At 63.2% G+C, this 26,232-nt stretch carries 28 protein-coding genes; 17 read left to right on the plus strand and 11 right to left on the minus strand.

The genetic code is table 11. The features are described 5' to 3' along the window. Positions 1–13 precede the first annotated feature (13 nt). The 4 genes from IGS61_RS20450 to IGS61_RS20465 all read left to right on the plus strand — a co-directional run bounded on the left by IGS61_RS20450 (position 14) and on the right by IGS61_RS20465 (position 5,032). Positions 14–2,413, plus strand: coding sequence for a 3-hydroxyacyl-CoA dehydrogenase/enoyl-CoA hydratase family protein (locus IGS61_RS20450; RefSeq protein ID WP_230541311.1), 2,400 nt, complete (start codon positions 14–16; stop codon positions 2,411–2,413). 11 nt (positions 2,414–2,424) lie between these two features. Continuing rightward, on the plus strand, positions 2,425–2,922 hold the full coding sequence (locus IGS61_RS20455) for a PaaI family thioesterase (RefSeq protein WP_230541312.1): 498 nt from the start codon (positions 2,425–2,427) through the stop codon (positions 2,920–2,922). 60 nt (positions 2,923–2,982) lie between these two features. Further along, positions 2,983–4,179 carry an acetyl-CoA C-acyltransferase gene (locus IGS61_RS20460; protein WP_070221628.1) on the plus strand — a complete coding sequence of 399 codons (1,197 nt, stop codon included), beginning with the start codon at positions 2,983–2,985 and terminating at the stop codon, positions 4,177–4,179. A gap of 73 nt (positions 4,180–4,252) precedes the next feature. Beyond that, positions 4,253–5,032, plus strand: a complete 780-nt coding sequence (locus IGS61_RS20465) for an enoyl-CoA hydratase (protein ID WP_230541313.1) — start codon at positions 4,253–4,255, stop codon at positions 5,030–5,032. A gap of 100 nt (positions 5,033–5,132) precedes the next feature. Here IGS61_RS20465 and IGS61_RS20470 read toward each other — a convergent pair whose 3' ends face one another. Together IGS61_RS20470 and IGS61_RS20475 are read right to left on the minus strand one after the other, a co-directional pair. Then, a complete protein-coding gene (locus IGS61_RS20470; protein ID WP_230541314.1) occupies positions 5,133–5,714 on the minus strand; it encodes a hypothetical protein in 582 nt (193 codons plus the stop codon). 383 nt (positions 5,715–6,097) lie between these two features. Next, complete coding sequence (locus IGS61_RS20475; RefSeq protein ID WP_230541315.1) at positions 6,098–6,706, minus strand: TetR/AcrR family transcriptional regulator; 609 nt, start codon at positions 6,704–6,706, stop codon at positions 6,098–6,100. A 41-nt stretch (positions 6,707–6,747) separates the two neighbouring features. On the opposite strand from IGS61_RS20475, the gene IGS61_RS20480 reads away from it, so the two are divergent. Next, positions 6,748–7,275 carry a dihydrofolate reductase family protein gene (locus IGS61_RS20480; RefSeq protein WP_230541316.1) on the plus strand — a complete coding sequence of 176 codons (528 nt, stop codon included), beginning with the start codon at positions 6,748–6,750 and terminating at the stop codon, positions 7,273–7,275. On the opposite strand, the gene IGS61_RS20485 is transcribed toward IGS61_RS20480, so the two are convergent. Next, the gene (locus tag IGS61_RS20485; protein ID WP_230541317.1) at positions 7,272–8,075 is read right to left on the minus strand and encodes a metallophosphoesterase family protein; all 804 of its coding nucleotides are present in this window, start codon (positions 8,073–8,075) and stop codon (positions 7,272–7,274) included. The genes IGS61_RS20480 and IGS61_RS20485 overlap by 4 nt on opposite strands. Positions 8,076–8,214: 139 nt before the next feature. On the opposite strand from IGS61_RS20485, the gene bla reads away from it, so the two are divergent. Both bla and IGS61_RS20495 read left to right on the plus strand, forming a co-directional pair. Next, positions 8,215–9,159, plus strand: coding sequence for a subclass B3 metallo-beta-lactamase (bla, locus tag IGS61_RS20490; RefSeq protein ID WP_230541318.1), 945 nt, complete (start codon positions 8,215–8,217; stop codon positions 9,157–9,159). Between the two features lie 265 nt (positions 9,160–9,424). Then, entirely contained in the window at positions 9,425–9,598 is a 174-nt protein-coding gene (locus IGS61_RS20495; protein ID WP_230541319.1) for a hypothetical protein, read from the plus strand. Here IGS61_RS20495 and IGS61_RS20500 read toward each other — a convergent pair. Both IGS61_RS20500 and IGS61_RS20505 read right to left on the minus strand, forming a co-directional pair. Then, the gene (locus IGS61_RS20500) at positions 9,595–10,398 is read right to left on the minus strand and encodes a metallophosphoesterase family protein (RefSeq protein WP_230541320.1); all 804 of its coding nucleotides are present in this window, start codon (positions 10,396–10,398) and stop codon (positions 9,595–9,597) included. The genes IGS61_RS20495 and IGS61_RS20500 overlap by 4 nt on opposite strands. A 46-nt stretch (positions 10,399–10,444) precedes the next feature. After that, positions 10,445–11,350 carry a LysR family transcriptional regulator gene (locus IGS61_RS20505; protein ID WP_230541321.1) on the minus strand — a complete coding sequence of 302 codons (906 nt, stop codon included), beginning with the start codon at positions 11,348–11,350 and terminating at the stop codon, positions 10,445–10,447. 119 nt (positions 11,351–11,469) lie between these two features. Between IGS61_RS20505 and IGS61_RS20510 the strand changes: the two genes are divergently transcribed. Together IGS61_RS20510 and IGS61_RS20515 are read left to right on the plus strand one after the other, a co-directional pair. Then, on the plus strand, positions 11,470–12,336 hold the full coding sequence (locus tag IGS61_RS20510) for a pirin family protein (RefSeq protein WP_230541322.1): 867 nt from the start codon (positions 11,470–11,472) through the stop codon (positions 12,334–12,336). A gap of 52 nt (positions 12,337–12,388) precedes the next feature. Next, on the plus strand, positions 12,389–13,090 hold the full coding sequence (locus IGS61_RS20515; protein WP_230541323.1) for an isochorismatase family protein: 702 nt from the start codon (positions 12,389–12,391) through the stop codon (positions 13,088–13,090). Positions 13,091–13,095: 5 nt separating this feature from the next. On the opposite strand, the gene IGS61_RS20520 is transcribed toward IGS61_RS20515, so the two are convergent. After that, complete coding sequence (locus IGS61_RS20520; RefSeq protein WP_230541324.1) at positions 13,096–13,851, minus strand: substrate-binding periplasmic protein; 756 nt, start codon at positions 13,849–13,851, stop codon at positions 13,096–13,098. Between the two features lie 230 nt (positions 13,852–14,081). On the opposite strand from IGS61_RS20520, the gene pnuC reads away from it, so the two are divergent. Both pnuC and IGS61_RS20530 read left to right on the plus strand, forming a co-directional pair. Beyond that, complete coding sequence (pnuC, locus tag IGS61_RS20525; protein ID WP_230541325.1) at positions 14,082–14,672, plus strand: nicotinamide riboside transporter PnuC; 591 nt, start codon at positions 14,082–14,084, stop codon at positions 14,670–14,672. A gap of 332 nt (positions 14,673–15,004) precedes the next feature. Next, positions 15,005–17,572, plus strand: coding sequence for a TonB-dependent receptor (locus tag IGS61_RS20530; RefSeq protein ID WP_230541326.1), 2,568 nt, complete (start codon positions 15,005–15,007; stop codon positions 17,570–17,572). Between the two features lie 2 nt (positions 17,573–17,574). Here IGS61_RS20530 and IGS61_RS20535 read toward each other — a convergent pair whose 3' ends face one another. Then, positions 17,575–18,381: a response regulator transcription factor gene (locus IGS61_RS20535; RefSeq protein ID WP_230541327.1), complete on the minus strand. Its 807-nt coding sequence runs from the start codon at positions 18,379–18,381 to the stop codon at positions 17,575–17,577. A 12-nt stretch (positions 18,382–18,393) separates the two neighbouring features. Next, on the minus strand, positions 18,394–18,522 hold the full coding sequence (locus tag IGS61_RS27900) for a hypothetical protein (RefSeq protein WP_268993984.1): 129 nt from the start codon (positions 18,520–18,522) through the stop codon (positions 18,394–18,396). Positions 18,523–18,729: 207 nt separating this feature from the next. On the opposite strand from IGS61_RS27900, the gene IGS61_RS20540 reads away from it, so the two are divergent. Genes IGS61_RS20540 through IGS61_RS20555 form a run of 4 tightly spaced genes read left to right on the plus strand, consistent with a single transcriptional unit; the run spans position 18,730 to position 23,393 of the window. After that, positions 18,730–19,260: a Csu type fimbrial protein gene (locus IGS61_RS20540; protein WP_230541328.1), complete on the plus strand. Its 531-nt coding sequence runs from the start codon at positions 18,730–18,732 to the stop codon at positions 19,258–19,260. Positions 19,261–19,272: 12 nt separating this feature from the next. Beyond that, positions 19,273–20,001 (plus strand): fimbrial biogenesis chaperone, encoded by a 729-nt coding sequence (locus IGS61_RS20545; RefSeq protein WP_230541329.1) that lies wholly within the window; start codon positions 19,273–19,275, stop codon positions 19,999–20,001. A gap of 36 nt (positions 20,002–20,037) precedes the next feature. Next, entirely contained in the window at positions 20,038–22,386 is a 2,349-nt protein-coding gene (locus tag IGS61_RS20550; RefSeq protein WP_230541330.1) for a fimbria/pilus outer membrane usher protein, read from the plus strand. Next, the gene (locus IGS61_RS20555; protein ID WP_230541331.1) at positions 22,386–23,393 is read left to right on the plus strand and encodes a Csu type fimbrial protein; all 1,008 of its coding nucleotides are present in this window, start codon (positions 22,386–22,388) and stop codon (positions 23,391–23,393) included. The genes IGS61_RS20550 and IGS61_RS20555 overlap by 1 nt, the downstream gene beginning before the upstream one ends. On the opposite strand, the gene IGS61_RS20560 is transcribed toward IGS61_RS20555, so the two are convergent. After that, positions 23,390–23,626 carry a hypothetical protein gene (locus tag IGS61_RS20560; RefSeq protein WP_230541332.1) on the minus strand — a complete coding sequence of 79 codons (237 nt, stop codon included), beginning with the start codon at positions 23,624–23,626 and terminating at the stop codon, positions 23,390–23,392. The genes IGS61_RS20555 and IGS61_RS20560 overlap by 4 nt on opposite strands. Positions 23,627–23,868: 242 nt before the next feature. On the opposite strand from IGS61_RS20560, the gene IGS61_RS20565 reads away from it, so the two are divergent. Both IGS61_RS20565 and IGS61_RS20570 read left to right on the plus strand, forming a co-directional pair. Continuing rightward, a complete protein-coding gene (locus IGS61_RS20565; RefSeq protein ID WP_230541333.1) occupies positions 23,869–24,426 on the plus strand; it encodes a winged helix-turn-helix transcriptional regulator in 558 nt (185 codons plus the stop codon). A 170-nt stretch (positions 24,427–24,596) separates the two neighbouring features. Beyond that, on the plus strand, positions 24,597–25,034 hold the full coding sequence (locus IGS61_RS20570) for a CHRD domain-containing protein (protein WP_230541334.1): 438 nt from the start codon (positions 24,597–24,599) through the stop codon (positions 25,032–25,034). Positions 25,035–25,073: 39 nt separating this feature from the next. Here IGS61_RS20570 and IGS61_RS20575 read toward each other — a convergent pair whose 3' ends face one another. Then, a complete protein-coding gene (locus tag IGS61_RS20575; protein WP_230541335.1) occupies positions 25,074–25,727 on the minus strand; it encodes an FMN-binding negative transcriptional regulator in 654 nt (217 codons plus the stop codon). After that, positions 25,728–26,189: an OsmC family protein gene (locus IGS61_RS20580; RefSeq protein ID WP_230541336.1), complete on the minus strand. Its 462-nt coding sequence runs from the start codon at positions 26,187–26,189 to the stop codon at positions 25,728–25,730. Between the last annotated feature and the right edge of the window lie 43 nt (positions 26,190–26,232).

A 26,232-nucleotide genomic window follows, 5' to 3' on the forward strand; every position in this document is an offset into this window, starting at 1 on the left:
ACTTGAGGAAAATATGACCAATTTCATCGTTAAAAAAGTAGCCGTCCTCGGCGCCGGCGTGATGGGCGCGCAAATCGCCGCCCATTGCATCAACGCGAAAGTGCCGGTCGTGCTGTTCGACCTGCCGGCAAAGGAAGGTCCAAAGAATGGCATCGTGCTGCGCGCCATCGAGAACCTGAAAAAGCTGTCGCCTGCGCCGCTGGGCAACAAGGATGACGCCGCGCTGATCCAGGTCGCCAACTACGAAGACAACCTGGACCTGCTGGCCGGTTGCGACCTGATCATCGAAGCCATCGCCGAGCGCATGGACTGGAAACACGACCTGTACCAGAAGGTGGCCCCGCACATCGGCCCGAACGCGATCTTCGCCTCGAATACCTCGGGCCTGTCGATCACCAAGCTGGCCGAAGGCTTCGACGCCGACCTGAAATCGCGCTACTGCGGCGTGCACTTCTTCAATCCGCCGCGCTATATGCACCTGGTCGAAATCATCCCGACCGAGTTCACCAAGCCTGAAATCGCCGACCAGCTGGAAGGCTTCCTGACCACCACCCTGGGCAAGGGCGTGGTCCGCGCCAAGGACACGCCGAACTTCATCGCCAACCGCGTGGGCGTGTTCGGCATCCTGGCCATCGTGCACGAAGCCGAGAAATTCGGCCTGTCCGTGGACGTCGTCGATGACCTGACCGGCTCCAAGCTGGGCCGCGCCAAGTCGGGCACCTTCCGCACGGCGGACGTGGTCGGCCTGGATACCATGGGCCATGTGATCAAGACCATGCAGGACTACCTGCCGAACGACCCGTTCGCCGCCGTCTACAAGACGCCGGAAGTGCTGGCCAAGCTGGTGGAAAAAGGCGCGCTGGGCCAGAAGAGCGGCGCGGGCTTCTACAAGAAGGTCGGCAAGGAAATTCAACGCCTCGATTTCGCCACCGGTGAATACGTCGCTGGCGGCGCCAAGGCGGCCGACATCATCGCCCGCATCCTGAAAGAAAAGGATCCGGTCAAGAAGATGAAGGCGCTGCGCGAATCGACCAATCCGCAAGGCCAGTTCCTGTGGGCGATCTTCCGCGACGCTTTCCATTACATCGCCATTCACCTCGACACCGTGGCCGACAATGCGCGCGACATCGACTTCGCCATGCGCTGGGGCTTCGGCTGGAACGTGGGCCCGTTTGAAACGTGGCAGGCATCGAACTGGCTGCAAGTGGCCAACTGGGTCAAGGAAGACATCGACGCCGGCCACGCGCTGTGCAGCGCGCCTTTGCCTGCCTGGGTATTCGAAGGCCCGGTCGCTGAAAAAGGCGGCGTGCATACGCCGGAAGGTTCGTATTCCGCCGTATCGAACAGCTTCGTGCCCCGCTCGAGCCTGGCCGTGTATGACCGCCAGCCATTCCGCGCGCCCGTGCTGGGCAGCGGCGCCATCGACGGCAAGACCGCCGGCACCACCGTCTTTGAAGACGAATCCGTGCGCGTCTGGCATACGGGCGACGATGTGCTGATCATCTCGTTCAAGACCAAGATGCACGTGATCGGCGAAGGCGTCATCAATGGCCTGAAACTGGCATTGGCCGAAGCGGAAAAGAACTTCAAGGGCCTGGTGATCTGGCACGCCGACGCGGCCGAAGGCGGCGCCTTCTCGGCCGGCGCCGACCTGCAATCGGCCCTGCCGGCCTTCATGCAAGGCGGCGTGAAAGCCGTCGATCCGATCATCGCCGAACTGCAGAACACCTTCATGTCGCTGAAATACGCGAACGTGCCGGTCATCGCCGCAGTGGCGGGCCTGGCACTGGGCGGCGGTTGCGAACTGGCGCTGCATGCATCGAAGCGCGTGGCCTCGATCGAGTCGTATATCGGCCTGGTGGAAGTGGGCGTAGGCCTGATTCCTGCCGGCGGCGGCTTGAAGGAAGCAGCGCAGCGCGCCTACAAGGAATCCAAGGGTAACGACATCCTGCAATTCCTGAAAACGGGCTTTACCAACGCAGCCACCGCCAACGTGTCGAAATCGGCGCTGGAAGCGAAAAAAATGGGCTACCTGAAGGAAGACGATGTGATCGTGTTCAACGCCTACGAGCTGCTGCACGTGGCCAAGGTCGAAGCGCGCGCCATGTTCGACGCGGGCTTCCGTCCGCAGCTGCCGTCGCTGATCCAGGTCACGGGCCGCTACGGCTGGGGCACCATCAAGGCGCAGCTGGTTAACATGCGCGACGGCGGCTTCATTTCGGCGCACGATTTCAAGCTGGGCGAGATGATCGCCGAGATCGTATCGGGCGGCGACGTGGACCAGGGCAGTTTCGTCAGCGAACAGTGGCTGCTGGATATGGAACGCAAGGCATTCCTGGAGCTGTTGAACCATCCGAAAACCCAGGAACGGATCATGGGCATGATGCAGACCGGTAAGCCGGTACGCAACTAAGCACAGCGTCGATGACGATCCTGTCCCTCGTATTTAAAGTACTGCTGCGCGTGAGGCCAAGCATGGTGTATGACCGTATCAAACAACAGATGATGGACACCTTGCCCTTCGTGCGGCTGCTGGGGATCAGCATCGACGAGATCGGCGCCGGCACCGCGAAGGTGTCGCTGCCGGACGATCCCAAACTGCATAATCACCTGGGCACGCAGCACGCGGGCGCCTTGTTTACCCTGGCCGAAACGGCGTCCGGCGCGGCCATGGCTGGCGGATTCGCCGAGCTGATACTGGGCTTGCGCCCGGTGGCCAAGGAGTCGCGTATCCAGTACCAGAAGGTGGCCCGAGGCGCGACGCGCGCCGAAGGCCGGGTACCGGGCGACCTGGCTGCTTTGAAGGCGCAGCTGGCGCAGGACGGCAAGGTGGCGTTTCCCGTGGCAGTCGATATCTTCGATGCCGAAGGCACGCTGGCGGCACAGGTGACGGTGGACTGGTATCTGTCGCAGAAGCGATAGGCCAGCATCCCGGACATTCGACAGAACACGAACCTCGTTCAACATCTTTGAAAGCATAAAATGAGCAAACAACTTCAAGACGCCTACATCGTCTCTGCAACCCGCACCCCGATCGGCAAGGCGCCGCGCGGCATGTTCAGAAACACCCGCCCGGACGACCTGCTGGTGCGCGTGCTGCAATCGGCCCTGGCGCAAGCGCCTGGCCTCGACCCGGCACTGATCACCGACGCCATCATCGGCTGCTCGTTCCCGGAAGCGGAACAAGGTTTTAATATTGCGCGTAACTCGGTGCTGCTGGCCGGCTTGCCGAAAACCGTCGGTGGCGTCACTGTCAACCGCTACTGCGCCTCGGGCATCACAGCCATCGCCATGGCGGCTGACCGCATCCGCGTGGGCGAAGCCGACGTCATGATCGCCGGCGGCATCGAGTCGATGTCGATGGTGCCGATGATGGGCCACCATCCATCGATGAACCTGGACATGTTCAGCGACGAGAACATCGGCATGGCCTACGGCATGGGCCTGACGGCCGAGAAAGTGGCGCAGCAATGGAAAGTGTCGCGCGAACAGCAGGACGCCTTCTCCGTTGAATCGCACCGCCGCGCCATCGCCGCGCAGCAAGCCGGTTTCTTCAAGGCGGAAACGACGCCAGTGGAAATCATCACGCGCACGCCGAACCTGGCTACCGGCCAGGTTGATGTGAGCCGCCGCACCGTCGACACGGACGAAGGCGCGCGCGCCGATTCGTCGATGGAGTCGCTGGCAAAACTGAAACCAGTGTTCGCCGCCAAGGGCACCGTCACGGCCGCCAACAGCTCGCAGATGTCCGACGGCGCCGGTGCGCTGCTGATCGTCAGCGAAAAAATCCTGCGTGAGCATAACCTGACCCCGCTGGCGAAATTCTCCTCGTTCGCCGTGCGCGGCGTGCCGCCGGAAATCATGGGCATCGGTCCGAAATTCGCCATCCCAGCCGCCTGCGCCGCCGCCGGCATCACGCAAGACCAGCTGGACTGGATCGAGCTGAACGAAGCGTTTGCCGCACAAGCATTGGCTGTCATCGGCGACCTGGGCCTGGATCCATCGAAGGTCAATCCGATGGGCGGCGCGATCGCCCTGGGCCACCCGCTGGGCGCCACCGGTGCCATCCGCGCCGCCACCGTGATCCACGCACTGCAGCGCACCAAGCAGAAGTACGGCATGGTGACGATGTGCGTGGGCGCCGGCATGGGCGCGGCCGGAATTTTTGAACGCGTCTAAGTTCGATGGGCTAAAGTAGTACAACAGGGCGCTGCGGGATTACCCCGGCGCCCTTTATCATTCTGGAGACGACATGGATATTTTGTGCAGCAAGAGCGAGGGCATTCTGACCCTGGAATTCAACCGCCTGGAACGCAAGAATGCGATCACGGGCGCCATGTATCAGACCCTGGCCGATGCGCTGGTGGCGGCCGAGACGGACGACGATGTGCGCGCCATCCTGATCTGCGGCAAGCGCGAGATTTTCACGGCTGGCAACGACCTTGATGACTTCATGAAGACGGCGCGCCCGAAGGATGGCTCGCTCGACCATGACCGTCCCGTGTTCCAGTTCATGCGCGCCCTGTACGGCAGCAGCAAGCCCGTGGTGGCGGCTGTGTCAGGCCCCGCCATCGGCATCGGCACGACCTTGCTGATGCACTGCGACCTCGTCTACGCAGCCGACAATGCCAGCTTCTCGATGCCGTTCACGCAGCTGGGCCTGTGCCCGGAATTCGGCTCCAGCCTGCTGCTCACGCAACTGGCTGGCTACCCGCGCGCGGCGGAGAAGCTGATGCTGGGCGAAGCATTCCCCGCCAGCGAAGCGCTGGAAATGGGCCTCGTGTCGAAAGTCGTGCCCCTGTACGACCTGATGACGTTCGCGCAAGGCCAGGCCGCCAAGCTGGTGGCATTGCCAGCCGCCTCCATCCGCGCCACCAAGCGATTGATGAAGCAAAGCCGCATGGAACCGATGAAGGCCGCTATCGCCGACGAAAACAAGCTGTTCAGTGCCATGCTGGGCGGCGCCGAAGCGAAGGAAGCGTTTACGGCCTTCTTTGAAAAGCGCAAGCCGGATTTCAAGCAGTTCGCATGATTTTGAATTATGTGGATAAAGATCTATTTTTTAGTGTTTCATAATTTTTAGATCGCGTATTGATGAAGTGGCATTTCATCAATACGCCATTCTATAAATTTCAATCAAGTGTTGCAAAATTATTATTATATTTGCTTATCTTATTTCGGATAATTTCAATTGGCGGATCTTGTGAGACAAATTTTTCTTTATCAAATGCTTTAACAAAAAATTCTTTTGCTAGCGCTTCAGGTACCAATGCAGTTGAGTGCCATATGTGACGCCATACATTTAACTCGGCAAGTGTTTCTATAACATATACAGGTGCACTCATTGCTTCGCGCAATCCTTTGGCTGTCGAAGTACCATTTAATGGTCTAGGTGCTCTAACTTCTTCACCTTCCTCATCCCAACCGATCCAGTGACTGTAAAATCCAGTGGCTCGATTAGGGAGGGAGTGAAATTCGTAATAAGCGCAGCTTTGTAGAGGCATGCGACTTTGACATATCTTTCGCATTACTCTTAATGAAACCTTGCCGAACTCATCCTTTGGAAGCCCTTTAAGGGTTTCTCTGAAATGATGATAGCTTTGATAGCCAAGTGCAGTCGCACGCACATTTAGCATCTTGCAATGCGACAAGTTGGAGTTGGATTTATCTTCGAGGTATTTAAATGCTTTGAGGACTGATTCGATACTAAACATCACATACTCCTAATAGGGGAGCCGCTGAAATTATTATTTTCAGTAAGCATGCTGCTTGCTATTTTCGGCAATTAAGATTGTATGTGCAATTAGTTTTGCAGGCGATTTTTCCCTTGCAGCAGGGTGGTAATCGTAGACCTACGATGATTCTACAACATGTATCCAGAAATGTGTTCTATTTTTATGAGTGTTTTTATCGTGGTGATCGTATGCCTCTGTGTCAGTGAGAGTTGTTTGCGGTGAGGATACTTAGGGAGGTGCGAATTCGTACCAGCCTTGCCACCGCTGTTGCTGAACGTGAGTATGCATTTTGGGCGCATGAATAGGTGCGACGGTGAGGCATATTCATGCCCTGTCAACTTATTATGCGTGTGATAGTTTAGTCAAAGATTTAGAGTGGATACTCGCGCTTGTGTGTGCATACCCGCAAAAATCAGGCCAACCGAGGCATGCCAGGCTGTCTCGCTGGCCGGCCGGCCAGCCAGCGCATAGCCGTGCAGGAAATCGACGATGGCGTCGCGGCCACGCAGCTGGATATTTTGCGGCAGATCAAGGTCCTCCAGGGCCAGCTCGAACAGCGCCGTAAAGCGCTCGGCCACATCGGCTTGCTCCACCAGCCCGCGCGCCATCAGGCGCACGAAATACGGCGTGGCGCTGACCAGTTCCAGGTACAGCGCGCACAGCGCCAGCAGGCGGCGCTGGGGCGTTTGGCGCCGCGTAAATGGCGGCTGGCGCGGATCGAGCGCGGCAAAACGCTGCGCCATCAAGGCCAGCAGCAATTCCTCCTTTCCCGCGTAATAGTGATACACGGCCATGGCATCGACGCCCAGGCGCTGCGCCAGCGCGCGCATGGAAAAGGCCTCGCCTTGCTCTTCCAGCAGGGCCAGTGCCGCCTGCAGGATGACGGCGTTGTCCAGTGCAGGCAGGGCGCGGCGCGGACGGCCAGGGCGGCGTGCCAGATCGGGTACAGCTTGAAGTTTTTGGGATTTCATGGGCATAATTCTACACCGTAGAATTAATTGAAGGAACATCCATGCAAAAACCATTCGTCAGCGTTTTTCTCGGCATCAGCATCGACGGCTGCATCGCGGGAGAAAACGGCGACCTGTCCTGGCTGGCTGAGCTGGCGCCCGATACGCCCGACGCTACCGGCTACACGGCCTTGATGGCGCAAGTCGATACCTTGCTGATCGGCCGCACCACGTATGACGCCTTGCTGGGTTTTGAGCCGTGGCCGTATGCGGGCAAGCGCGTGGTGGTCTTGAGCCACCGCGACTTCGCGCCGCGCCATGGCGAGCAGCGCCGCGAAGGGAGCGTGCGGGAAGTGCTGCGGGAGCTGGCAGAGGAGGGGTGCCGCCACGTGTATCTGGACGGCGGTGCCGTCATCCGTGCCGGCTTGCGCGAAGGCGCCATCGACAGTGTCACCTTGTCCGTGCTGCCCGTGGTGCTGGGACGCGGCGTGCGCCTGTTCGAGAACGGCTTGCCACGCAGCGACTGGCGCCTGGACGGCACGCGCCAGCTGCCCAGCGGCGTGGTGCAGCTGCGCTATGGAAAACGTTAAGCCGCGCTGGCCAGGTCGACGATGAAGCCTGTGTCAAAACGTTCGTTCTCGGGCGTGCCATCTGGCCGCCTGTAGCCGCAGGGGTTGCACACGACGCGGCACTCCTGGATGCGGTAGTCGAGCGAGGCATGCATGTGGCCATGCACCCACAGGTCGGCTTGCGCCACCAGCGCATCGAGCTGCGAGGCGAAGGCGGGCGAACCCAGGTTCGTCGCATATTGCGCTTCCACCGACAGCATCGATGGCGCCATGTGCGTGATGACGACCGTCTTGCCATCGAACGGTTGCGCCAGCTGCCGTTCCAGCCACGAGCGGTGCTGCGCGTGCAGCTGCGCCGTGTCGCTGGCGCACAGCAGGCGCGGCGCGTCGCCGCCCGTACTGATGCGCTTGTAGTCGGGCATGTAGGCTTGCGCGGCGTTGAGCGCTTCTTCCCGGCGCTCGGCGCCGAACAGCAGAAAATCCGTCCACAGCGTGACGCCGAGGAAGCGCACGCCATCGAGCGTCACGGTGTCGCCGTCGAGCAGGCGGATGTTGGCGCCGTGCGCATTGGCGCTGGCGCAGGCGTCGCGCAAGGCGTCTTGCATCTGTTCGAGCTGGTGGCCATACCCCTCGTGGTTGCCGTGCACGTACAGTACGGGCAGGGCGCCGAAGGTGCGCGCGGCCCAGGCGATGGCGTTGCTGCCCGTGTCGATGTCACCGGCCAGGATCACCACGTCGGGGCGGCTGGCGGCAAGGTCGATGGCGGGCGTATCTTCACCCCACACTTCCAGGTGCAGGTCGGACAGGATCAGCAAACGCATGGCAATAAGGCGACTAGGCGCGCGGCAGTCTATGGGCCTCTATCGTAGCGCAAGTCGCCGCGTCCGTCCGCTTGACCGCGCGGGGGGCGCGACGTTACTCTGTGGCATTGATTCATACCGCCTATTTTCCTGGAGCCGCATGCCGCCTTTCTTCCTTCCCAAGTCCCTGCTCAGCATCGCGCTGGCCGCCATGACGCTGCCGTTGACGGCGCATGCCGCCCCGCCCGCCATCGATCCATTGACGCAGCCGATCGCCTCGCCATATGCGGCGCAGTGGAACCGCCCGCAGCAGCCGGCGCGCATCCACGGCGACACGTATTACGTGGGCGTGGGCGGCTTGAGCGTGGTGCTGATCGACACGCGCGAAGGCTTGATCCTGATCGATGGCGCGCTGCCGCAATCGGTGGCCGCCATCAAGGAACATATCCTCGAGCTGGGCTTTCGCCTGGAAGACATCAAGTTCATCCTGAATACGGAAGCGCATTTCGACCATTCGGGCGGCATCGCCGCGCTGGCGCGCGACAGCGGCGCGCAAGTGGTCGCCAGTCCGCTCGGTGCGCAGGCGCTGCGCGCGGGCTCGGTGCTCGCCATGGATCCGCAGGCGGGCGAAATCGATCCCATGCCGGCCGTGGAAAACGTGCGCGAAGTCGCCGATGGCGAAACCCTGCAACTGGGCGAGGTGACCGTCACGGCGCGCTACACGCCTGGCCATACGCCGGGCAGCACCAGCTGGACCTGGGTGTCGTGCGAGGATGCCGAGCGCCAGGAATGCCTGAACGTGGTGTTCGGCGCCAGCCTTACGCCGGTGGCGGCCGACGATTTTCATTACCTGGGCGATGAGCGCCATGGAGACCTGACGCCGGCCTTCCGCCGCGTCATGCAGGACTTCGCCAGACTGCCGTGCGACATTTTGATCTCGGCGCACCCCGACCATTCGGGCGGCGACCTTAAACTGAAGCAATTGCTCGAAGGCGTCACGCCGAATCCCTTCGTCGATGCGCAGGCGTGCCGCAATTACGCGGCCAAAAATGAAGTCAAGCTCGATGCGCGCATCGCGAAAGAAAAAGCGGCCGAGACAAAATAACAACGTTGTTGCATATGCCATGCAAAGCGCTTGACGCACTGCAGCATACGGCGCAGAATCGTCATCCGCAGTGCAGATCAACCATCAAATAGAAAGGAAACCCATGTTCGAGCAGGCTGGCAGCAAGTCGTACGACCACTAGCCCCGCGCATGACGCTCGGGGCCAACGGCAGCATTGCCGATCCCGGGCCGGTGTCCTTCAAACCCCGGTGAGGAAACTCGCCGGGGTTTTTTGTTTTGCACGACCGGGTTGAGAGGAAACAGCATGAAAATCAAAGTAAAAGCCGCGTCCAAGCCGCGCAATCCGCTGGTGGCGGCCGCCAGGCTGCGCGGCGGCGCCGGCGCGCACCAGTCGGAGGCGTCGCCGCGCGCGGCGCGGCGGGCCGGCAAGCACCGCCTGCAGCAATGGCTGGCGGGGCGTCTGAAGCCGGAGGATTAACGCGGGGCCAGCTCGACGATGAAGTTCGGATCAAAAGCGCAATTTTGCGGCGCGCCGCTGCGTGACTTGTAGCCGCAGGGGTTGGCCACGACGCGGCACTGGCCGATGCGGTAGTCGCGCGAGGCGTGGATGTGGCCATGCACCCACAGGTCCGCCTGCGCGGCCAGCTCATCGAGGCGCGAAGCGTAGGCAGGCGAGCAGCCCTCGCTGCCGTAGGCGTCGTCGACCGAGCGCAGCGACGGCGCCATGTGGCTGATGACGACGGTGTGGCCGTCGAACGGCTGCGCCAGTTCGCGTGCCAGCCAGGCTTTTTGCTGCGCGTGGAACATGGCCGTGTCGGCTGCGCGCAGCTTGCGAAAGCCCATGTTGGCCAGGCGGATGCGCTTGTAGTCGTTCATGACGGCTTCCGCGTCGCGCATGGCGGACTGGCGCGTATCGTCGCCCAGCAGGCGGAAATCCGTCCACAGGGTGGCGCCCAGGAAGCGCACCTGCTTGCCTGCCTGGTCGGTGATGAGGTGGGTATCGGCGTCGAGAAAATGCACGTTCGGCGTGGCGGCACAGGCCGCGCGCAACTCCTGGCGCACCTTGTCGAGGTGGTGGCCATAGCCTTCGTGGTTGCCGTGCACGTACAGCACGGGCAGGCCCGCAAACGCGGTGGCGGCCCAGGCGACGGCACGGGCGCCCGTGTCGATGTCGCCGGCCAGGATCACGGCGTCGGGACGGCTGAGCGCGAGGTCGCCCTGCGGCGCTTCCTCGCGCCATAGCTCGTGGTGCAGGTCCGATAAAATCAATAAACGCATGCGGCATCCAGGCGATTCGGGAATACGCCATCGTACCTGAAAACCGTCACTCTTCCTCCAGTGCGGCGAAGCTGTGCGCCAGGTAGTCGATCAGCGCGCGCACGGCGGGCAGCAGGCCGCGCCGCGACGGGAAGACGGCGTGGATGATTTCGCGCTGCGGCCGCCATTGCTCCATCAGCGGCAGCAGGCTGCCGTTGGCCACCTGTTCGGTAATCATCATGGTTGGCAGCTGCACCACGCCCACGCCGGCCACGGCCGCGTCGCGCAGGGTCAGCATGTCGCCCGTGACGAAGCGCGGTGTGTGGCGCAACTGGGCGCGCGCGCCGTCCGGGCCATATAAATCCCACTGGTAGTGCTGCTGCGGCATGCCCAAGGCCAGGCTGGGCCAGTCGGCCAGGTCGGCTGGCGCCTTCGGCAGCGGCGCGCCAGCGAACAGCAGGGGGCTGCCCACCATGCACTGGCTGCGTTCGGCCAGCACGCGCAGCACCAGGTCGCTGTCGGGCAGCGGCGGCGGGCGCACGCGGATGGCCACGTCGATACCTTCGGCCACCAGGTCGACGCGGCGGTTGCTCGCTTCCAGCAGCAGCGTGACCTGCGGATGCTCGCGCATGAAGCCGGCCAGCATGGGCGCGACCAGGGAATGCAGCAGGGCGATGGGGCAGGACAGGCGCACCGTGCCGCGCGGCGCGGCCCGCGTCAGTTCGATCGCTTCCTGCGCCGCCTCCGCTTCCACGAGCATCGCCTTGCAATGCTCGTAAAACGTCTGGCCCAAGTCGGTGACGGAAAAATGCCGCGTCGTGCGCTGCAGCAGGCGCGCGCCCAGGCGCTCTTCCAGCAGCGCGATGCGCCGGCTCAGTCTGGACTTTGGCATGCCCAGCGCGCGCCCGGCCGGCGCGAAGCCGCCATGGTCGACCACTTGCACAAAGTAATACAAATCGTTCAGATCCTGCATGCCGCCTCCTTGATCGTTCTATTTTTGGAACGCTGATGGCAAATTTTGCCGTCTACCGCCTCTATCGTTGCAAGAGTAACCTGTCTCCATCGTAATGCAAACCCCAACAGGAGATCGAGATGAACACAGTCACAGGTATCTACAGCGCACCCCGCCAGCACTGGGTCGGCGACGGTTTTCCCGTGCGCTCGATGTTTTCGTACAACGGCCATGGCAAGCAGCTGAGCCCCTTCCTGCTGCTCGACTATGCCGGCCCCGCCGAATTTGCGCCCGGCACCCGTCCGCCCGGCGTCGGCTCGCACCCGCACCGCGGCTTCGAGACGGTGACCATCGTCTACAAGGGCGAAGTGGCGCACCGCGATTCGACGGGCCAGGGCGGCGTGATCGGCCCAGGCGACGTGCAGTGGATGACGGCCGGCGCCGGCATCCTGCATGAAGAGTTTCACTCGCCTGCCTTCACGCAGTCGGGCGGCACGCTGGAAATGGTGCAGCTGTGGGTGAACCTGCCGGCGAAAAACAAGATGACGGCGCCCGGCTACCAGGCCATCACCAGCGACACGATTCCCACGGTGGCGCTGCCCGATGGCGCAGGTTCCGTGCGCGTGATCGCCGGCGACTTCGCTGGCCAGCATGGCCCGGCCCGCACGTTTTCGCCGATGCGGGTGTGGGATGTGCGCCTGGCGCAGGGCAAGCTGACGGAGCTGCCGGTGCACGCCGGCTGGAGCACGGCGCTGATCGTTTTGCACGGCACGCTGCTGGTGAATGGCGAAAGCGTGGTGCGCGAAGCGCAGATGGCGCTGTTCGGGCGCGATGGCGACAGCATCACCGTCGAGGCGAACAGCGACGCCGTGGTGCTGCTGCTGAGCGGCGAGCCGATCGATGAACCCATCGTCGGCCATGGCCCCTTCGTCATGAACAGCGAAGCGGAAATCGCGCAGGCATTCGAGGATTTCAACAGCGGCCGCTTCGCCCGCATTGAGAAGTAATTTGTGCAGTACCCATGCCGCATCCCGCGGCATGGTTTTTCAGGAGACTACCATGAGCACCCCCGCCAACTTCCAAGGTTTGCCACCGATGATCGATCCCGACGATGCCGTCATGCTGCTGATCGACCACCAGAGCGGTTTGTTCCAGCTGGTGCGCGACATCGAGCAGCACGTGCTGCGCGGCCACGTCACGGCGCTGGCCAAGCTGTCGCGCCTGGCGAACCTGCCGACGTTTACCACCGCTTCCGTGCCGGACGGCCCGAATGGCCCCCTGATCCCGGAAATCCACCATTTCAACCCGGACGCCGTCTACATCCCGCGCACGGGCCAGATCAACGCCTGGGACAACCCGGCCTGGGTCGAGGCCATCGAAAAGACGGGCCGCAAGACCCTGCTGATCGCCGGCACGCTCACCAGCGTATGCATGGCTTTCCCCACAATCAGTGCGCTGGCGGCCGGCTACAAGGTGTTTGCCATCATCGACGCTTCCGGCAACTGGTCGAAGATGGCCACCGACATCACCATGGCGCGCGTCACGCAGGCGGGCGCCGTGCCGATCGATACGTATGCCGTGCTGGCTGAAGTGATGAGTACCTGGAACCGCGCCGACGCGATGGAATTCGCCGCCATCATGACGGACCACATCGTGCCGCCGTACCGCGCGCTGATCGAAAGCTACGACAAGGCGCAGGGCGTGCAAAAGAATGGCCGCGAAACCAAGCTGGAGATACTGGAAGCGGCCAGCAAGGGCTGAGCGCCTTACGGCGCGTCGTAGCGGGCGCGTATCGCCGCCAGCGCGCCGCGCTGCTCCAGGTGCGTGATGGCGGCGTTCAGGCGGGCCAGGTCGGCGGTGCTGGTCGTGTGCGCATTGAGCATCAGGTGCACGGGGGCGCGCAGGGCCAGGAAGGGCAGGGTGCTCAGGGCAACACCCTGCAGGCGCGCTTCGTGGCGCACGGCCAGTACGTCGCCCAGCAGCAGGTCGGCGCGGCCCGCATCGAGCATGCGCACGCCTTGCTGGAAGCTGCCGAAGGCATTCAGGCGGCCCGCCTTGTCCAGTGCGGGCCGGACCGCCGCGTACTGCGCGCCATACCAGCCCACTTTGGGCGCCAGCAAGGTCGATTTGCCGCGTGCGAGCTGCGCGAAGCTGGCGATCTGGCGCTGGCTGCCGGGCGCGCCGGATTTGCTGAAGAGGCCCACGGCTTCGTCGCGGTACGGGATGGAAAAGCGCGCATACGACTGGCGTTCCGGGGTTTCGGATGCGGCCAGCATCAGGTCCAGCCCCCCTTTCTGGAACAGCAGCTGGCGCCGCGCCGTGGGCAGTTCCGGCAATGTCACGAGCGTACACCGCGCTTCCTTGAATATGGCTTTGAGCAACTCCAGATCCAGGCCCGTATAGCGGCCCTGGGCATCGCGGTAGACATACGGCGGCCACTGTTCCAGCGCCATCGTCATGCGGCAGGCCACGGCGGGCAGGGCGGATATGCCGAGCACTGCCGCTAACAGGAGATGGCGCATGCGCATACGGGTGTTTCCCTGGAGTTTCAACTTGATATTCAATTTGCCAGAATGGCCACGGAAGTCAAGGGCTGTGGCGGCCGAGGGCCGGCCTGGCCCGCATTTTCTCGTTTTTTACGCGCTTTTTGCACTTTCCCGTCCGTATGCCGCCATTCCTGCACGGCGAACACCGTGCAGTGTAATCGGCTATAGTGGCGCGGTGCCACCACTGCCCCGCAAAGGAAGACCGCTTGACTGCTCCGCTCGAGATCGCCGCCAATGTGCTGATGACTGCCTCCATCATCCTGGCAGGACGCAATAATATTCATTCCTGGTGGATCGGCATGGTCGGCTGCGTGCTGTTTGCCGTGCTGTTTTTCCAGGTCAACCTGTACGCCGACGTGATGCTGCAACTGTTTTTCATCGTCACCTGCGTCATCGGCTGGCTGCAATGGCGCCGCGGCGCGGGCGGCAAGCCGTTGCCGATCACGCGCACGCGCTGGCGCACCCTGGCCTGGGTGGTGCCGGCCGGCATCGCCTCCGTGGCGATCTACGGCATGCTGCTGCACCGCTTCACGAATGCCTACGCGCCCTTCATCGATTCGGCCGTGTTGGTATTTAGCATCATCGCGCAATTCCTGTTGATGAGCCGGCGCATCGAGACCTGGGCTTTCTGGCTGCTGGTCAACACCGTGGCCGTGCCCCTCTACTACAGCCGCGGTCTGCACCTGACGGCCGTGCTGTATGCGGCCTACTGGGTCAACGCCGTGATTTCCTGGTACTGGTGGAGCGTGCAGGCACGCCGTGCGGCGCAGGCGTCCGCGGCGATTCCCGACGCCTGATATTGCCACATACCAAGTCCTTAGATTCAAATCGTATATACAATCAATTTTTAATTCGTTCACGCCATAAAGACACCGGGATATAGTGGCCTTTCCCCGCTTACCGGTGTCTTTTATGTTGCGCTTTAGCCTTTCTACCTGTTTTTATGCCGCCCGGCACCAGCTGACCATGCAATGCATGGCGCAGTGGATGCCGATGCGTGCCCGTCCACGCATCCCTTAAGTCATTCCCATCCATTTCGTTGTCGTTTGCCCGCTGGCCTACCCGGTCCGCGTGCCCCTGCTCGGCCTTTTTTATCGAAAAAAGGCTGCAATCCCAAGAAGAGGAAACCATGTTCAAACCACTCGCCATCAGTCTTGCCATCGCCGCCGCCTTTCCCTCCGTCGCCACCATCGCCCACGCAGAGGAGGACATGCTGCGGGTCAACGTCACCGGATCGAATATCCGCGTCAGCGAAAAGGAGGGCGCCAGCGCCGTGCAAGTCATCACGGCCAAGGAATTGAAAGCCAGCGGCAAGACCAGCGTGTCGGACGTGCTGCGCGCCATCTCCGCCAACAGCGGCAACAGCTACAACGAACAATATACGGGCAGTTTCTCGGCCGGCACCTCGGGCCTGTCGCTGCGCGGCATCGGCCAGCAAAACACCTTGATCCTCGTCAATGGCCGCCGCGTGGCCAGCTACGCCACGGCGCAGGATTTGCAGCAGACCTTCGTCGACCTGAACAGCCTGCCGATGGCGGCCGTGCAGCGCATCGAAGTGCTCAAGGATGGCGCTTCGTCCGTCTACGGCTCCGACGCCGTGGCCGGCGTGGTCAACATCATCCTGTACAAGGAATTCACGGGCACGGACATCACGGCGCAATGGGGCGGCTCGACGCAAGGCACGGGCCAGCACGAAAAGAGCGCGGCACTGCAGACGGGTTTCGGCAAGCTGGAGGAAGACGGCTACAGCGTGGTCTTCTCGGTCGATGCGCAGCAGCGCGACAAGCTGCAGCAAAGCGACGTGGCATGGCTGCGCGATGCGGATTTCCGCCAGCAGCAGCGCGGCGGCCTGGGCTGGAACGTGACGAATTACGCCGGTGCCGATCCCACGCAGACCCTGGGCGGCGTGCGCGGCCCGCTGCAGCTGGTGCCGTACAGCGCCATCAATCCGGACGGCGCGGGGCAGGTGCTGGCCTACAATCCGTCGCCCTACGAAACCCTGATCCCCGGCATTCAGCGCATCCACTCCTCGCTGCGCGGCACCGTGAAACTGAACGCGGACACGGAAGCCTACGTCGACCTGCTGCACAGCTATTCGCGCGCCGACCAGACCTTCAGCGCGCCGTTGACGGTGAGCAGCTCGCTGCGCGCGTGGAACAACGGCACCAAGCGGCTCGACACGATTCCCGTGGTGCTGCCTGTGGGGCATCCGAACAATCCGGGCGCGACGCCCCTGCCGTTCACGGCTACCCTGTTCGACCTGGGGCCGCGCCTGAAGCAGGACAAGGTGACGTTCTACCGCGCGCTGGCGGGCGTCAAGGGCACCCTGGCGGGCTGGGACTGGGATGCGGCCGTGGCCCATTCCAGCAGCAAGCTGGAAGAGACGGTGCAGAATTTCGTCAACCGCTACGAATTCCAGAAAGTGCTGGCCGACGGCAGCTACAATTTCTTTGATCCATCGCAAAACAGCGAAGCGGTGCGCAACCGCCTGCGCCTGTCGACCCTGCGCCCGGCCGAATCGACGCTCGACACGCTCGACTTCTCGGCGGCCAAGGATATCTGGAACTTGCCGGCCGGCCCGCTGGGCTTTGCCGCCGGCTTCCAATGGCGCCGCGAAAAGATGGATTCGCAAACCTCGACGGCCGTGCTGTCGGGCACGGAACTGCGTCCGGCGCTCAATATCATCGAGGGTTCGCGCAGCGTGTCGGCGCTGTTTGCCGAATTCAATGTGCCGGTGCTCAAGGACCTGTCCGTCAACGTGGCGGGACGCGCCGACCATTACAGCGATTTCGGCAATGCGTTTTCGCCCAAAGCCAGCGCCCGCTATCAGGCGGCGCCCTGGTTATTGCTGCGCGGCACCGTCTCGCGCGCCTTCCGCGCCCCGTCGCTGCCGGAAATCACCGACAGCACGGCCGTCAGCTATACCGGCGTGATCGATCCGCGCGACCCGTTGACGCCGACGCTGTCGCGCGGCGTGACGGTCATCACCATCGCCAATCCGGCGCTGCGCCCCGAGCGCTCGAAAAACCTGAACCTGGGCGTGGTGATTTCGCCCACCAGCAGTTCCAGCATCGGCCTCGATTACTACCGCATCCGGCAGGAAGGCGTGATCGGCACGGAAAGCGCCACCACCACCCTGGACAATGAATTGACGTCGCCGGAAAAGGTCGCGCGCGGCGCCGATGGCCGCATCACGACCCTGTACCGCCAGTTCCGCAACCAGGGCCAGCGTGACGTGTCGGGCATCGATCTCGACCTGCGCCAGCGCTTCGTCGACCAGGACTGGGGCAAGCTGACCCTGGCCGGCCAGCTGAGCCGCGTGCTGCGCTTTGCCGAACCGCTGTCCGACGGCGCACCGCTGACGAACGGCGCCGGCACCAATTATTTCGGCTCCATCCCGAAATGGCGCGGCGTCACCTCGGCCACCTGGGAACAGGGAAAATGGTCGTCCACGCTCACCTGGAACTACGTGGGCAGCTATGCGCAAAACACGCACCTCGACGAGTCCGTGGCCGCCTTCAGCACCTTCGACGTGACCAGCAGCTGGCAAGTCACGCCAGCGGCGAACGTGACCTTCATCGTGCAGAACCTGGCCAACAAGCGCGCGCCGTGGGATTACTCGGCATCGGGCTTCGATTTTACCCAGAGCGACCCGCGCGGCCGCTTCGCGTCGCTCAAGCTGAACTATAAGTTCTAGCGTTAGTGTCCGTTGGCCGCCTGCCGCTGGCCCGTCTGCTCCTGCAGGCGCTGGCGGTAGGCGCTGGGCGTGACGCCCATGCGTTCGCGGAAGGCCGTGGCGAAGTTGCCCGCGTTGTGGAAGCCGATCAGCAGGGCGATATCCTGCACGTCGATCTCGGTCTGTTGCAGCAACGCCACGCCACGCGCGATGCGCGCTTCGCGGATGAAGGCAAACACCGTCATGCCCGTCTGTTCGCGGAACATCAGGGTCAGCTTTTCGCGGTAAGTGCCCACGCTGCGGGCGATTTCGGACAGGTTGGGCAGGCTGCCCAGGTTGTCGAGGATAAGTTGCTTGACGGCATTGACGAACACCAGGTCGGGATGCTGCAGCTTGTCGCTGATCGGCGTTGCTGCCGGCAAGGTACTGTTGCTTTTACGCATCAAGCCCAGGTGGATATGGATGCGCGCGGCCAGTTCTTCCGGCGTGAACGGCTTCGAAATATAGTCGACGCCCCCCACCTGCAAGCCCATGATGCGCTCCTTGGCGGCATCGGCGCCGCTGAGAAAAATCACGGGAATGGATTCTGTTTCGGGATTCGCCTTGAGCAGCCGGCATGCCGTGTAGCCATCCATTTCCGGCATGCGCACGTCGAGCAGGATCAGGTCGGGATGCGTGGCCAGCGCCAGCTGGTAGCCCTGGTAGCCATTGAAGGCGATGCTGAAACGGTAGGGCTGCTCGCTCAGCAGTTCCATCAGCATGCGCTGCTCGAACGCGGAATCGTCCACGATCAAGATGTTTTTTTTGATGGTTTCGCTGGTCAATGGCATGGCATGGATGACTTAACCAAATAGCAAGTTGTGGCTTATTATGCCTCGCTTTTTCTTTTTTTTCTGCTTTTCTCGTGTTTCAAAAGATGTTTCTCCGCCAGAAGAAGCGCCGATTTCCCAGATCGCCAATAATTCACTCATGCATTGATTTTAAGCAATGTCGCTTGCCAAAAAATCTGTTTTGCCAATGCTGCAAAAAGTGCCGGAGTCCCCGGGTTCCTGACTCTCGGCGCGCGTAGTTTGTCGTCCTGGTTTGCGTGCCCCAGAAAACGCCGGCAATACCGTGACTATCCTCGAGCCCTTCATGCCGATGGGCGCATTAATGATGTTTCGTCATCAGGAGGTATCATGTTGCGAGTTATTTCACCCCGCTTGACCGCTGCCGCCAGTGTCGTCCTTGCCGCTACGGCCCTCCTGCCTGGCTACGCCGATGCCGCCGTGTATCTGAACGGCAGCAACACCACGACCTTTGACGTCACCCTGAAAATCATCGCCAATTGCACCATTGCGGCGGCCAATCTCGACTTTGGCCAAAGTCAGGGCGTACTGGCTACTGCCGTGAACGTCAATACGACCGTGAACGTCACCTGCACCAATACCACGCCGTACAACGTGGGCTTGACGGCGGGCACGGGCACGGGCTCGAGCGGCACCACGCGCTACCTGAGCGGCACCGGCGGCAACCTGGGGACGGTGCAATTTAACCTGTACCAGACGGCCGGCAGCACCTTGTGGGGCGATACGCAGGGCACGAATACCGTCGGCGGCACCGGCAACGGTTCGTCGCAGCCGATCACCGTGTACGGCAACATTCCGCCGCAAGCGACGCCGGCGCCCGATACCTACAAGTCGACCATCACGGCCACCGTTTACTTTTAAGCCAGGCGCTGCGTGAAGGCCGCTTCGAATTCCCTGATGAAAAGCGTGCTGGCGCTGCTGGCCTGCTGTGCTGCGGGCGCGAACGGCGCCAATCTGCAGATTTCGCCGGTGACGCTCACGTTGCGCGCCGTACAGAGTGCGGCCGGCATCAATCTGCAAAACCTCGGGGACCAGCCCATCTACGGGCAGGTGCGGGTGTTCGCCTGGGACCAGCGCGATGGCGAGGAAACGCTGGCGCCGACGCAGGAGCTGGTGGCCAGTCCGCCGATCGTCGAAATCGCCGCCAACAGCCGCCAGACCATCCGCCTCGTGCGTGCCCAGGCTGGCCCTGTCGCGCAGGAAAAGACGTATCGCGTGCTCATCGATGAAGTCAGCCGCGAAGATGATGCGGGCCGCAGCGGCGTCGATATCCGCCTGCGCTATTCGGTGCCCGTGTTCGTGCTGCCGGCCGCTGCGCCGGGCAAGGAAGTGCTCGACTGGCAAGTCTTCCGCGAGCGGGGCGAGTGGATGTTGCGTATCAAGAACAGCGGCAATGTCCATGCGCAGATCGGTGCGATGACGTTCACGAACCAGGCGGGTAAGGAGTTTACCGTCAGCAAGGGGCTGTTTGGTTATGTCCTGGCCGAACGCATGCGCGTATGGCGCCTGCCCGTCGCCAGGGAGGCCGAACTGGATGGGCCGTTGAGTATTGCGGTGAATGTGAATGCGAAGGCGCTCATTGCCAAGAATTCGACACCTTGAACATGGCCGCGATGGCGGGCGCGACCGGCGTGAAGCATGAAACGCGTGCTGGCAGCGTTGCTGTTGCTGGTCATGGCGCCGCTGGCCCGGGCCGATGGCGCGGCGGCCGTGACGGGTGCCGATCCGGGGCCGGCCAGCTTGCCCACCGATCCGGCGGCGCCGAATGAACTGTATCTGGAGGTAAGTGTGAATGCTGTTTCAACCGGGCTGATCTTGCGTTTTACCCAGGTGGGCAAGACTTTGCGCAGCAGCGTGGCGAACTTGCAGGAGCTGGGGCTGGACCCGGCGCGCCTGGTCGCGTCCGGTCAGACCGAGGTGGCGCTCGATGCGGTTCCCGGACTCAGCTATGAATATGATGCGGCGCGCCAGAGCGTGTCGCTGCAGGTGGCGGACGACTTGCGTTCGCCTTACCGCATCAGTGCGCGCCCGGCGGCGCAGACGCCGCCATCGCGCGTCACGCCCGGCGCCGTCCTCAATTACGAAGCTTATACGGAATTGGGGCAGACGCGGCGTGCCGCCCTGTTCAATGATTTGCGCTATTTCAATGACAGCGGTGTTTTCAGCAATACCGGCACGGTGAACCTGGGCGCGGACCAGCGCAAGTACATGCGTTTTGACACCTTCTGGAGCCATGCCGATCCCGAGACCCTGCAAACGTGGCAGGTGGGCGACTTGATTTCCTCCTCGCTCAGCTGGAGCCGCGCCGTGCGCGTGGGCGGCGTGCAGTGGCGCAAGAATTTCCAGCTGCGCCCCGACCTGCTGACCTTTCCCGTCGCCTCCGTTGATGGCACGGCGCTGGTGCCGTCGTCGCTGAGCCTGTATGTGAATGGCGTGCAGCAATATTCTGCCAGCGTGCCCAGCGGTCCATTTGTCCTGAACCAGGTGGCCGGCATCAATGGCGCCGGACAAGCCACCCTCATCACCCGCGATGCGCTGGGGCGCAGCGTGACGACCGTGCTGCCCCTGTATGTCGATACGCGCATGCTGGCCAGCGGCTTGAGCGATTATTCGGTCGAGGCGGGCGCCGTGCGGCGCGACTATGGCCGCCGCCTGTTCGGCTATGAGCGGCAGCTGGTCGCCAGCGCTTCCGGCCGCCATGGCGTCAGCGATCGCGTCACCATCGAAGGCCATGCGGAACTGGCGGCCGGCCTGTACCAGGCGGGGGCGGGCGCGCTGGTGCGGCTGGGCCAGGCGGGCGTACTCAACGGTTCGCTGTCGGCCAGCGCCGGGCGCAGCCGCGGTGCGCAGCTGGGCGCCGGCTACCAGTACATGGGGCCGCGCTTCAGCATCGATGTGCAGAGCGTGCGCGCCAGCGCCCGCTTTGGCGACCTGGCCTCGCGCGACGGCAGCCCCGTGGTGCGCGCGGCGGATCGTCTCACCGTCAGCTTGCCCTTGCCGGCAGGAAGCAGCATCAGCAGCAGCTATATCCGCTACCGCACGCCCGGCGCGCCGCCATCGAAACTGGCCACCATGGGCTATTCGGCCACCCTGTTTCACGGCCTGTTCTTCAACGCCAGCCTGTTCCAGGATTTGCGGCAACGCGAGAAACGGGGCTTTTACTTCGGCCTGAGCATGGCCTTCGACAACAATCTGGCCCTCAGCGTGAACAGCAGCCGGCAAAACGGCGAGAGCGGCCGCAGCGTCAGCGCGCAGCGCGCGGCGGACTTCGGCGGCGGCTTCGGCTGGAGCGTGCAGGCTGGCACGGCGGGCGGCAACGCCTACCGGCAGGCGCAACTGGAATACCTGGGCAATGACGGCCGCGTGAGTGCGCGCACGCAAAGCAGCAGCATGGGCAATGCCTCCTCGCTGGGCGCAGCCGGCGCACTGGTGCTGATGGATGGCCACGTCGAGGCGGCGCGCCAGGTGGGCAACGGCTTTGCGCTGGTGTCCACGGGCGGCGTGGCAAATATTCCCGTGTTGCATGAAAACCGCCAGATCGGCGTGACGGACAGCGGCGGTTATCTGCTGGTGCCGAATTTGAATCCCTATGGCAACAACCAGATCAGCATCGCCACGGAGGAACTCGACGTCGACGCGCGCGTACCCGTGACAAATATCAATGTTGTGCCGCAACACCTGGCGGGCGTGCTGGCCGCGTTTCCCATCGAGCGCTACAGCGCGGCCACCGTCATCGTCCAGGATGCGCAGGGCAAGCCGCTGGCCACGGGCTTGCCCGTGCTGCACGTGCAAAGCGGCAAGCAGACGGTGGTGGGATTTGACGGCATCGTTTTCGTCGACGATTTGCGGGAACAGAATCAGTTACAGCTGGGCGAGGGCGACAGCGCCTGCACGGTGCGTTTTGCCTATGCGCGTCCGGCGGCGGGCGGCTTGCCCGTGATCGGGCCGCTGCGCTGCGCCGCCGCCAGCGCCGGGGCGGGCCGCTGATGCGCCGCCTGCTGCCATGCCTGACCTTGCTGCTGGGCTGCGCCTGGGGCAGCGTGGCGCAGGCGGCCGATACCTGCACGGTCAGCATGACGAACATCGATTTCGGCACCGTCAGCCCGATTTCCGGCAGCGATTACGTGGCGCAGGCAACGGGCACCTTCAGCTGCCTGTTTTCCTCGCTGAACCTGGGACAGCTGCTCACGCCGAATGCGCAAGTGTGCATCTCGCTGGGACTGGGCACGAATTCCACCTCGGCCCTGCCGCGCAAGCTGGGCAACGGCAGCAACCGCATGGAATACAACGTGTACGTGGACAATTCGTATGCGACGGCGAAGATCTGGGGCGGCGCCGGCGTGGCGGGCGCGCCATCGACGTTCGGCATGATCCTGTCGGCCGGCCTGCTGGCCCCGCCCGGCACGTATTCCACCACCTTTACCGTGTACGCGAAGATTCCTGCCGGCAGCGCCCTGGCCGCCGTGCCCACGGTCGCCAACGCCAATACCGTCTATACATCGAGCTTTGCCGGCGTGGGCACGTACACCTACACGACGTATGGCCTGATTAACTTGCAGGGTTGCACGGCCAGCAGCGGCAGCTTCGGCTTTACGGTGAATGCCACCGCCGTCAACGATTGCACCATCACGGCCACGCCGATGGCGTTTGCCAACGCATCCATCCTGACGGGCAACTTGCGCAGCAGCAGCACCTTGTCCGTGCGCTGCGTGAACAACAATGCCTACCAGATTGCCCTGAACGGCGGCAGCGTGGCGGCCGATGTGGCCAACCGGCAAATGAAAAACATCTTAACGACGGACAAGGTCAGCTACCTGCTGTCAGCCACGCTCGATGGCCCGCTGTGGGGCGACGGCACAGCCGGCACCAGCATGGTGACGGGTACGGGCACGGGCGCCAGCGTGCCGCTGACGATTTACGGCCGCGTGCCGGCGCAGGTGTCGCCGCGCCCCGGCGACTACAAGGACACGGTGACGGCAACGATTTATTTTTAGAACGTGACGGTGACGAGGCCGCTGTCCGATGGCGTCGCCTGCTGTTGCAGCAGATACGGCGTGTTGTGCTGGCAGCGCACCTGGGCGCTACCGCGCTGCGAGACGACGGTACACGCTTCGTGGACGACGAAGGTGGCCTGGAACGATGCGGAGGAGACGGTGGCGGCGGCGGTGGTCTGGCAGAGGGACAGGGTGAGCAAGATTGGCAGGACGGCAAATTTCAAAGGAGTCATCGTAAGCGTATCAGGTGAAAACGGACGGGAAACAACATTCTCTGATGCCGTTTTGCGCACCGGGATGGGAGAAGCTGGACTGGGCATGATTGTACTGGAGCAAGAAAAGTGTGAGTTTTCGCGTATTTTCAAGCGCTCGCCGGGGCGGTAAACGGCTTGCAAAACGATAGTAACTAAGTTTCCGTGTGGCAACCGTAAGATTTTTTTTAATTGTTGTGTTGGATCAACGTGAGGAGACGGTCATGAAACATACCAACTTTAATAATTTGCCCTGCCCGATTGCCCGCAGCCTGGGCAAGGTGGGCGAATGGTGGAGCATCCTCATCCTGCGCGAAGCGTTTTACGGCAAGACGCGTTTCGACGAATTTGAAAAAAGCCTCAAGATCGCGCCCACCATCCTGACGCGCCGCCTGGCCGACCTGGTGGAAGGGGGCTTGATGACGCGCCGCCTGTATTGCGCCAAGCCGCCCCGCTACGACTATGTGCTGACCAAGCCCGGGCGCGCCTTCAAGCCCGTCTTGCTGGCTTTTATTGCCTGGGGGAATGAAAACTTCGCTCCGGAAGGCGCCAGCCTCGTCATTGCCAGCCGCGACACGGGCCTGGCCGCCGACCCGGTGCTGGTCGACGCCACGACGGGCCTGCCCATCAATGACGAGTACTATGCGTTCGCGCCGGGGCCGGCTGCCAGCGACAGCATGCGCAGCATCATCCTCGATGCGGAAAAAAGCAGCGGCATCGCGCCCAAGCCGAAGGCGCCGCCCGCCAACCGGGGCTGGGTGGCGGAAGGCCATCTGGCCTGAGGGTGCGGCAGCGGGCGAGCACCAGGTTTGGCGCACAGCAAAGCGGACACGGCGGTATGGCGTTACCGTCGTATTACGGCAAGATTTTTTTTGCGCGCTACGCGGCGCAGGCCCCGCTGTGCGGGGCAGGGCGCCATCCGTGATCCGCTGTCCGTTGAAGGAGTACTGCGATGAGCACATTGCAACAACCCGTGCGCCGCGCCGCCATCGTGCTGGCGCTGGCCGCCCTGCTGGGCGCCTGTTCCCATGGTCCGCATCACCCGGGCGGCCATGATGTCACCTTGACGGGCGCGCAGGAAGTGCCGCCCAACACCAGCATGGCCACCGGCAGCAGCAATATCCGCGTCGCCCACGACCGCAGCGTCAGCGGCGGCGTGCGCTACACGGGCATGGTGGCCACTGTCGCGCATATCCATGAAGCGCCAGCGGGCGCCAACGGCCCCGTCATCGTGCCCCTGATGCAGACCAGCGCCGGCATGTTTGCCGTGCTGGCCGGCGCCATGCTTACGCCGTCCCAGTATGCGAGCTACCAGGCCGGCAACCTGTACGTGAACGTGCACAGCGCCGCCTATCCGGCCGGCGAGATCCGCGCCCAGCTCAAGCCATAGCCGGCCATCCTCGCCATCACCTTTCCCTTTCGGCGGCCGTCAGCTGGCTGAGCTGACGTTGGCGGCGATCAGCGCGCCCAGCGCCTGCGCCGCGCCGGCTTGATGGCCCTGCGCCAGGCCCTGCGCCATGCTGGCCTGGTCCTGCAGGCTGCGGTTCTGCCCCAGCTTCCATTTGCCTTCCAGGCGCGTGAGGGGGATTTCGATGCCGACGATGGCTTTCAGCAGTTTGTCGATATAACCGGCCGGCGCGTCGCTTACCTGCCACGGCGCGGCTTGATTGGCCTCATGGCGCGCCGTCAGCCGCTCCACCAGTCCCAGCAGCCATGCCGCATCGTCGATGGCGCGCAGGGGGCCGTGCGCGTGCACCACCGCATAGTTGAAGGTGGGGACTTCCTTGCCGCTGCGCTGCTTTTCCGCATACCAGGCAGGCGTGATGTAGGCGTGCGGCCCCTGGAAGATCACCATGCAGTCGTCGCCCGCACCGGCGGCGCGCCACGCGGGATTGGCGCGTGCCACGTGGGCGCGCAGGATGCCGAACGGCGCGTCAAGCGTGGGCGCGGCGATCTCGAACGGCAGATGGTCGGCGCACAGGCCATCGGCGCCGTGGCGCACCAGCGCGCCCAGCGGATGCGCGTCGATCAGGCCATGCAGCACGTCGAGGCGCTCTTCGCGGAAGGTGGCGGGCGTGTACATTCAGTGGGCTCCTTGCACGACGACGTCGGCCGTCAGCGAATTGGCGATGTAGCAGCGCTCGTGCGCATCGTGGTGCAGGGCGGCCAAGGCCTCGGGCGTGGGTGGCGTTCCTGCGAAGGCGATGCGCGGGCGCAGCACGATGCGCGTCATGGCCAGGCGTCCGGCGGCATTCTTGCCCAGTTCGCCGACGGCATCGTCGCGGTAGTCGTCGATGACGTAGCCGCGCTGCGCAGCCAGCGACAGGAAGAACAGCATGTGGCAACTCGACGTGGCGGCCACCAGCGCCTCTTCCGGGTCGACATTTTCCGCCACCGACATGGGCAGCGGCACGGACAGGGGCGACGACGAGGCGGGCACGCGCAAGCCGCCGTCGAACTGCCATTCATGGCCGCGGCTGTAGCGCTGGCCGGCGAAATCCTGGCCGTCGCGCTGCCAGGCCACGGTGGCGAAAAACTGATGCATGGGTGCTCCGAAAGAGTGAGGGGATGCGCCATCTTAGCGCCAG

Source organism: Janthinobacterium sp. FW305-129 (assembly GCF_020858115.1).
Taxonomy (GTDB): Bacteria; Pseudomonadota; Gammaproteobacteria; order Burkholderiales; family Burkholderiaceae_D; genus Janthinobacterium.

Coding starts and splice junctions, on each gene's coding strand:
- IGS61_RS20450 (WP_230541311.1), top strand. CDS start 14: ATGACCAATTTCATCGTTAAAAAAGTAGCCGTCCTCGGCGCCGGCGTG.
- IGS61_RS20455 (WP_230541312.1), top strand. CDS start 2,425: ATGACGATCCTGTCCCTCGTATTTAAAGTACTGCTGCGCGTGAGGCCA.
- IGS61_RS20460 (WP_070221628.1), top strand. CDS start 2,983: ATGAGCAAACAACTTCAAGACGCCTACATCGTCTCTGCAACCCGCACC.
- IGS61_RS20465 (WP_230541313.1), top strand. CDS start 4,253: ATGGATATTTTGTGCAGCAAGAGCGAGGGCATTCTGACCCTGGAATTC.
- IGS61_RS20470 (WP_230541314.1), bottom strand. CDS start 5,714: ATGTTTAGTATCGAATCAGTCCTCAAAGCATTTAAATACCTCGAAGAT.
- IGS61_RS20475 (WP_230541315.1), bottom strand. CDS start 6,706: ATGAAATCCCAAAAACTTCAAGCTGTACCCGATCTGGCACGCCGCCCT.
- IGS61_RS20480 (WP_230541316.1), top strand. CDS start 6,748: ATGCAAAAACCATTCGTCAGCGTTTTTCTCGGCATCAGCATCGACGGC.
- IGS61_RS20485 (WP_230541317.1), bottom strand. CDS start 8,075: ATGCGTTTGCTGATCCTGTCCGACCTGCACCTGGAAGTGTGGGGTGAA.
- bla (WP_230541318.1), top strand. CDS start 8,215: ATGCCGCCTTTCTTCCTTCCCAAGTCCCTGCTCAGCATCGCGCTGGCC.
- IGS61_RS20495 (WP_230541319.1), top strand. CDS start 9,425: ATGAAAATCAAAGTAAAAGCCGCGTCCAAGCCGCGCAATCCGCTGGTG.
- IGS61_RS20500 (WP_230541320.1), bottom strand. CDS start 10,398: ATGCGTTTATTGATTTTATCGGACCTGCACCACGAGCTATGGCGCGAG.
- IGS61_RS20505 (WP_230541321.1), bottom strand. CDS start 11,350: ATGCAGGATCTGAACGATTTGTATTACTTTGTGCAAGTGGTCGACCAT.
- IGS61_RS20510 (WP_230541322.1), top strand. CDS start 11,470: ATGAACACAGTCACAGGTATCTACAGCGCACCCCGCCAGCACTGGGTC.
- IGS61_RS20515 (WP_230541323.1), top strand. CDS start 12,389: ATGAGCACCCCCGCCAACTTCCAAGGTTTGCCACCGATGATCGATCCC.
- IGS61_RS20520 (WP_230541324.1), bottom strand. CDS start 13,851: ATGCGCCATCTCCTGTTAGCGGCAGTGCTCGGCATATCCGCCCTGCCC.
- IGS61_RS20530 (WP_230541326.1), top strand. CDS start 15,005: ATGTTCAAACCACTCGCCATCAGTCTTGCCATCGCCGCCGCCTTTCCC.
- IGS61_RS20535 (WP_230541327.1), bottom strand. CDS start 18,381: ATGCCATTGACCAGCGAAACCATCAAAAAAAACATCTTGATCGTGGAC.
- IGS61_RS27900 (WP_268993984.1), bottom strand. CDS start 18,522: ATGAGTGAATTATTGGCGATCTGGGAAATCGGCGCTTCTTCTGGCGGA.
- IGS61_RS20540 (WP_230541328.1), top strand. CDS start 18,730: ATGTTGCGAGTTATTTCACCCCGCTTGACCGCTGCCGCCAGTGTCGTC.
- IGS61_RS20550 (WP_230541330.1), top strand. CDS start 20,038: ATGAAACGCGTGCTGGCAGCGTTGCTGTTGCTGGTCATGGCGCCGCTG.
- IGS61_RS20555 (WP_230541331.1), top strand. CDS start 22,386: ATGCGCCGCCTGCTGCCATGCCTGACCTTGCTGCTGGGCTGCGCCTGG.
- IGS61_RS20560 (WP_230541332.1), bottom strand. CDS start 23,626: ATGACTCCTTTGAAATTTGCCGTCCTGCCAATCTTGCTCACCCTGTCC.
- IGS61_RS20565 (WP_230541333.1), top strand. CDS start 23,869: ATGAAACATACCAACTTTAATAATTTGCCCTGCCCGATTGCCCGCAGC.
- IGS61_RS20570 (WP_230541334.1), top strand. CDS start 24,597: ATGAGCACATTGCAACAACCCGTGCGCCGCGCCGCCATCGTGCTGGCG.
- IGS61_RS20575 (WP_230541335.1), bottom strand. CDS start 25,727: ATGTACACGCCCGCCACCTTCCGCGAAGAGCGCCTCGACGTGCTGCAT.
- IGS61_RS20580 (WP_230541336.1), bottom strand. CDS start 26,189: ATGCATCAGTTTTTCGCCACCGTGGCCTGGCAGCGCGACGGCCAGGAT.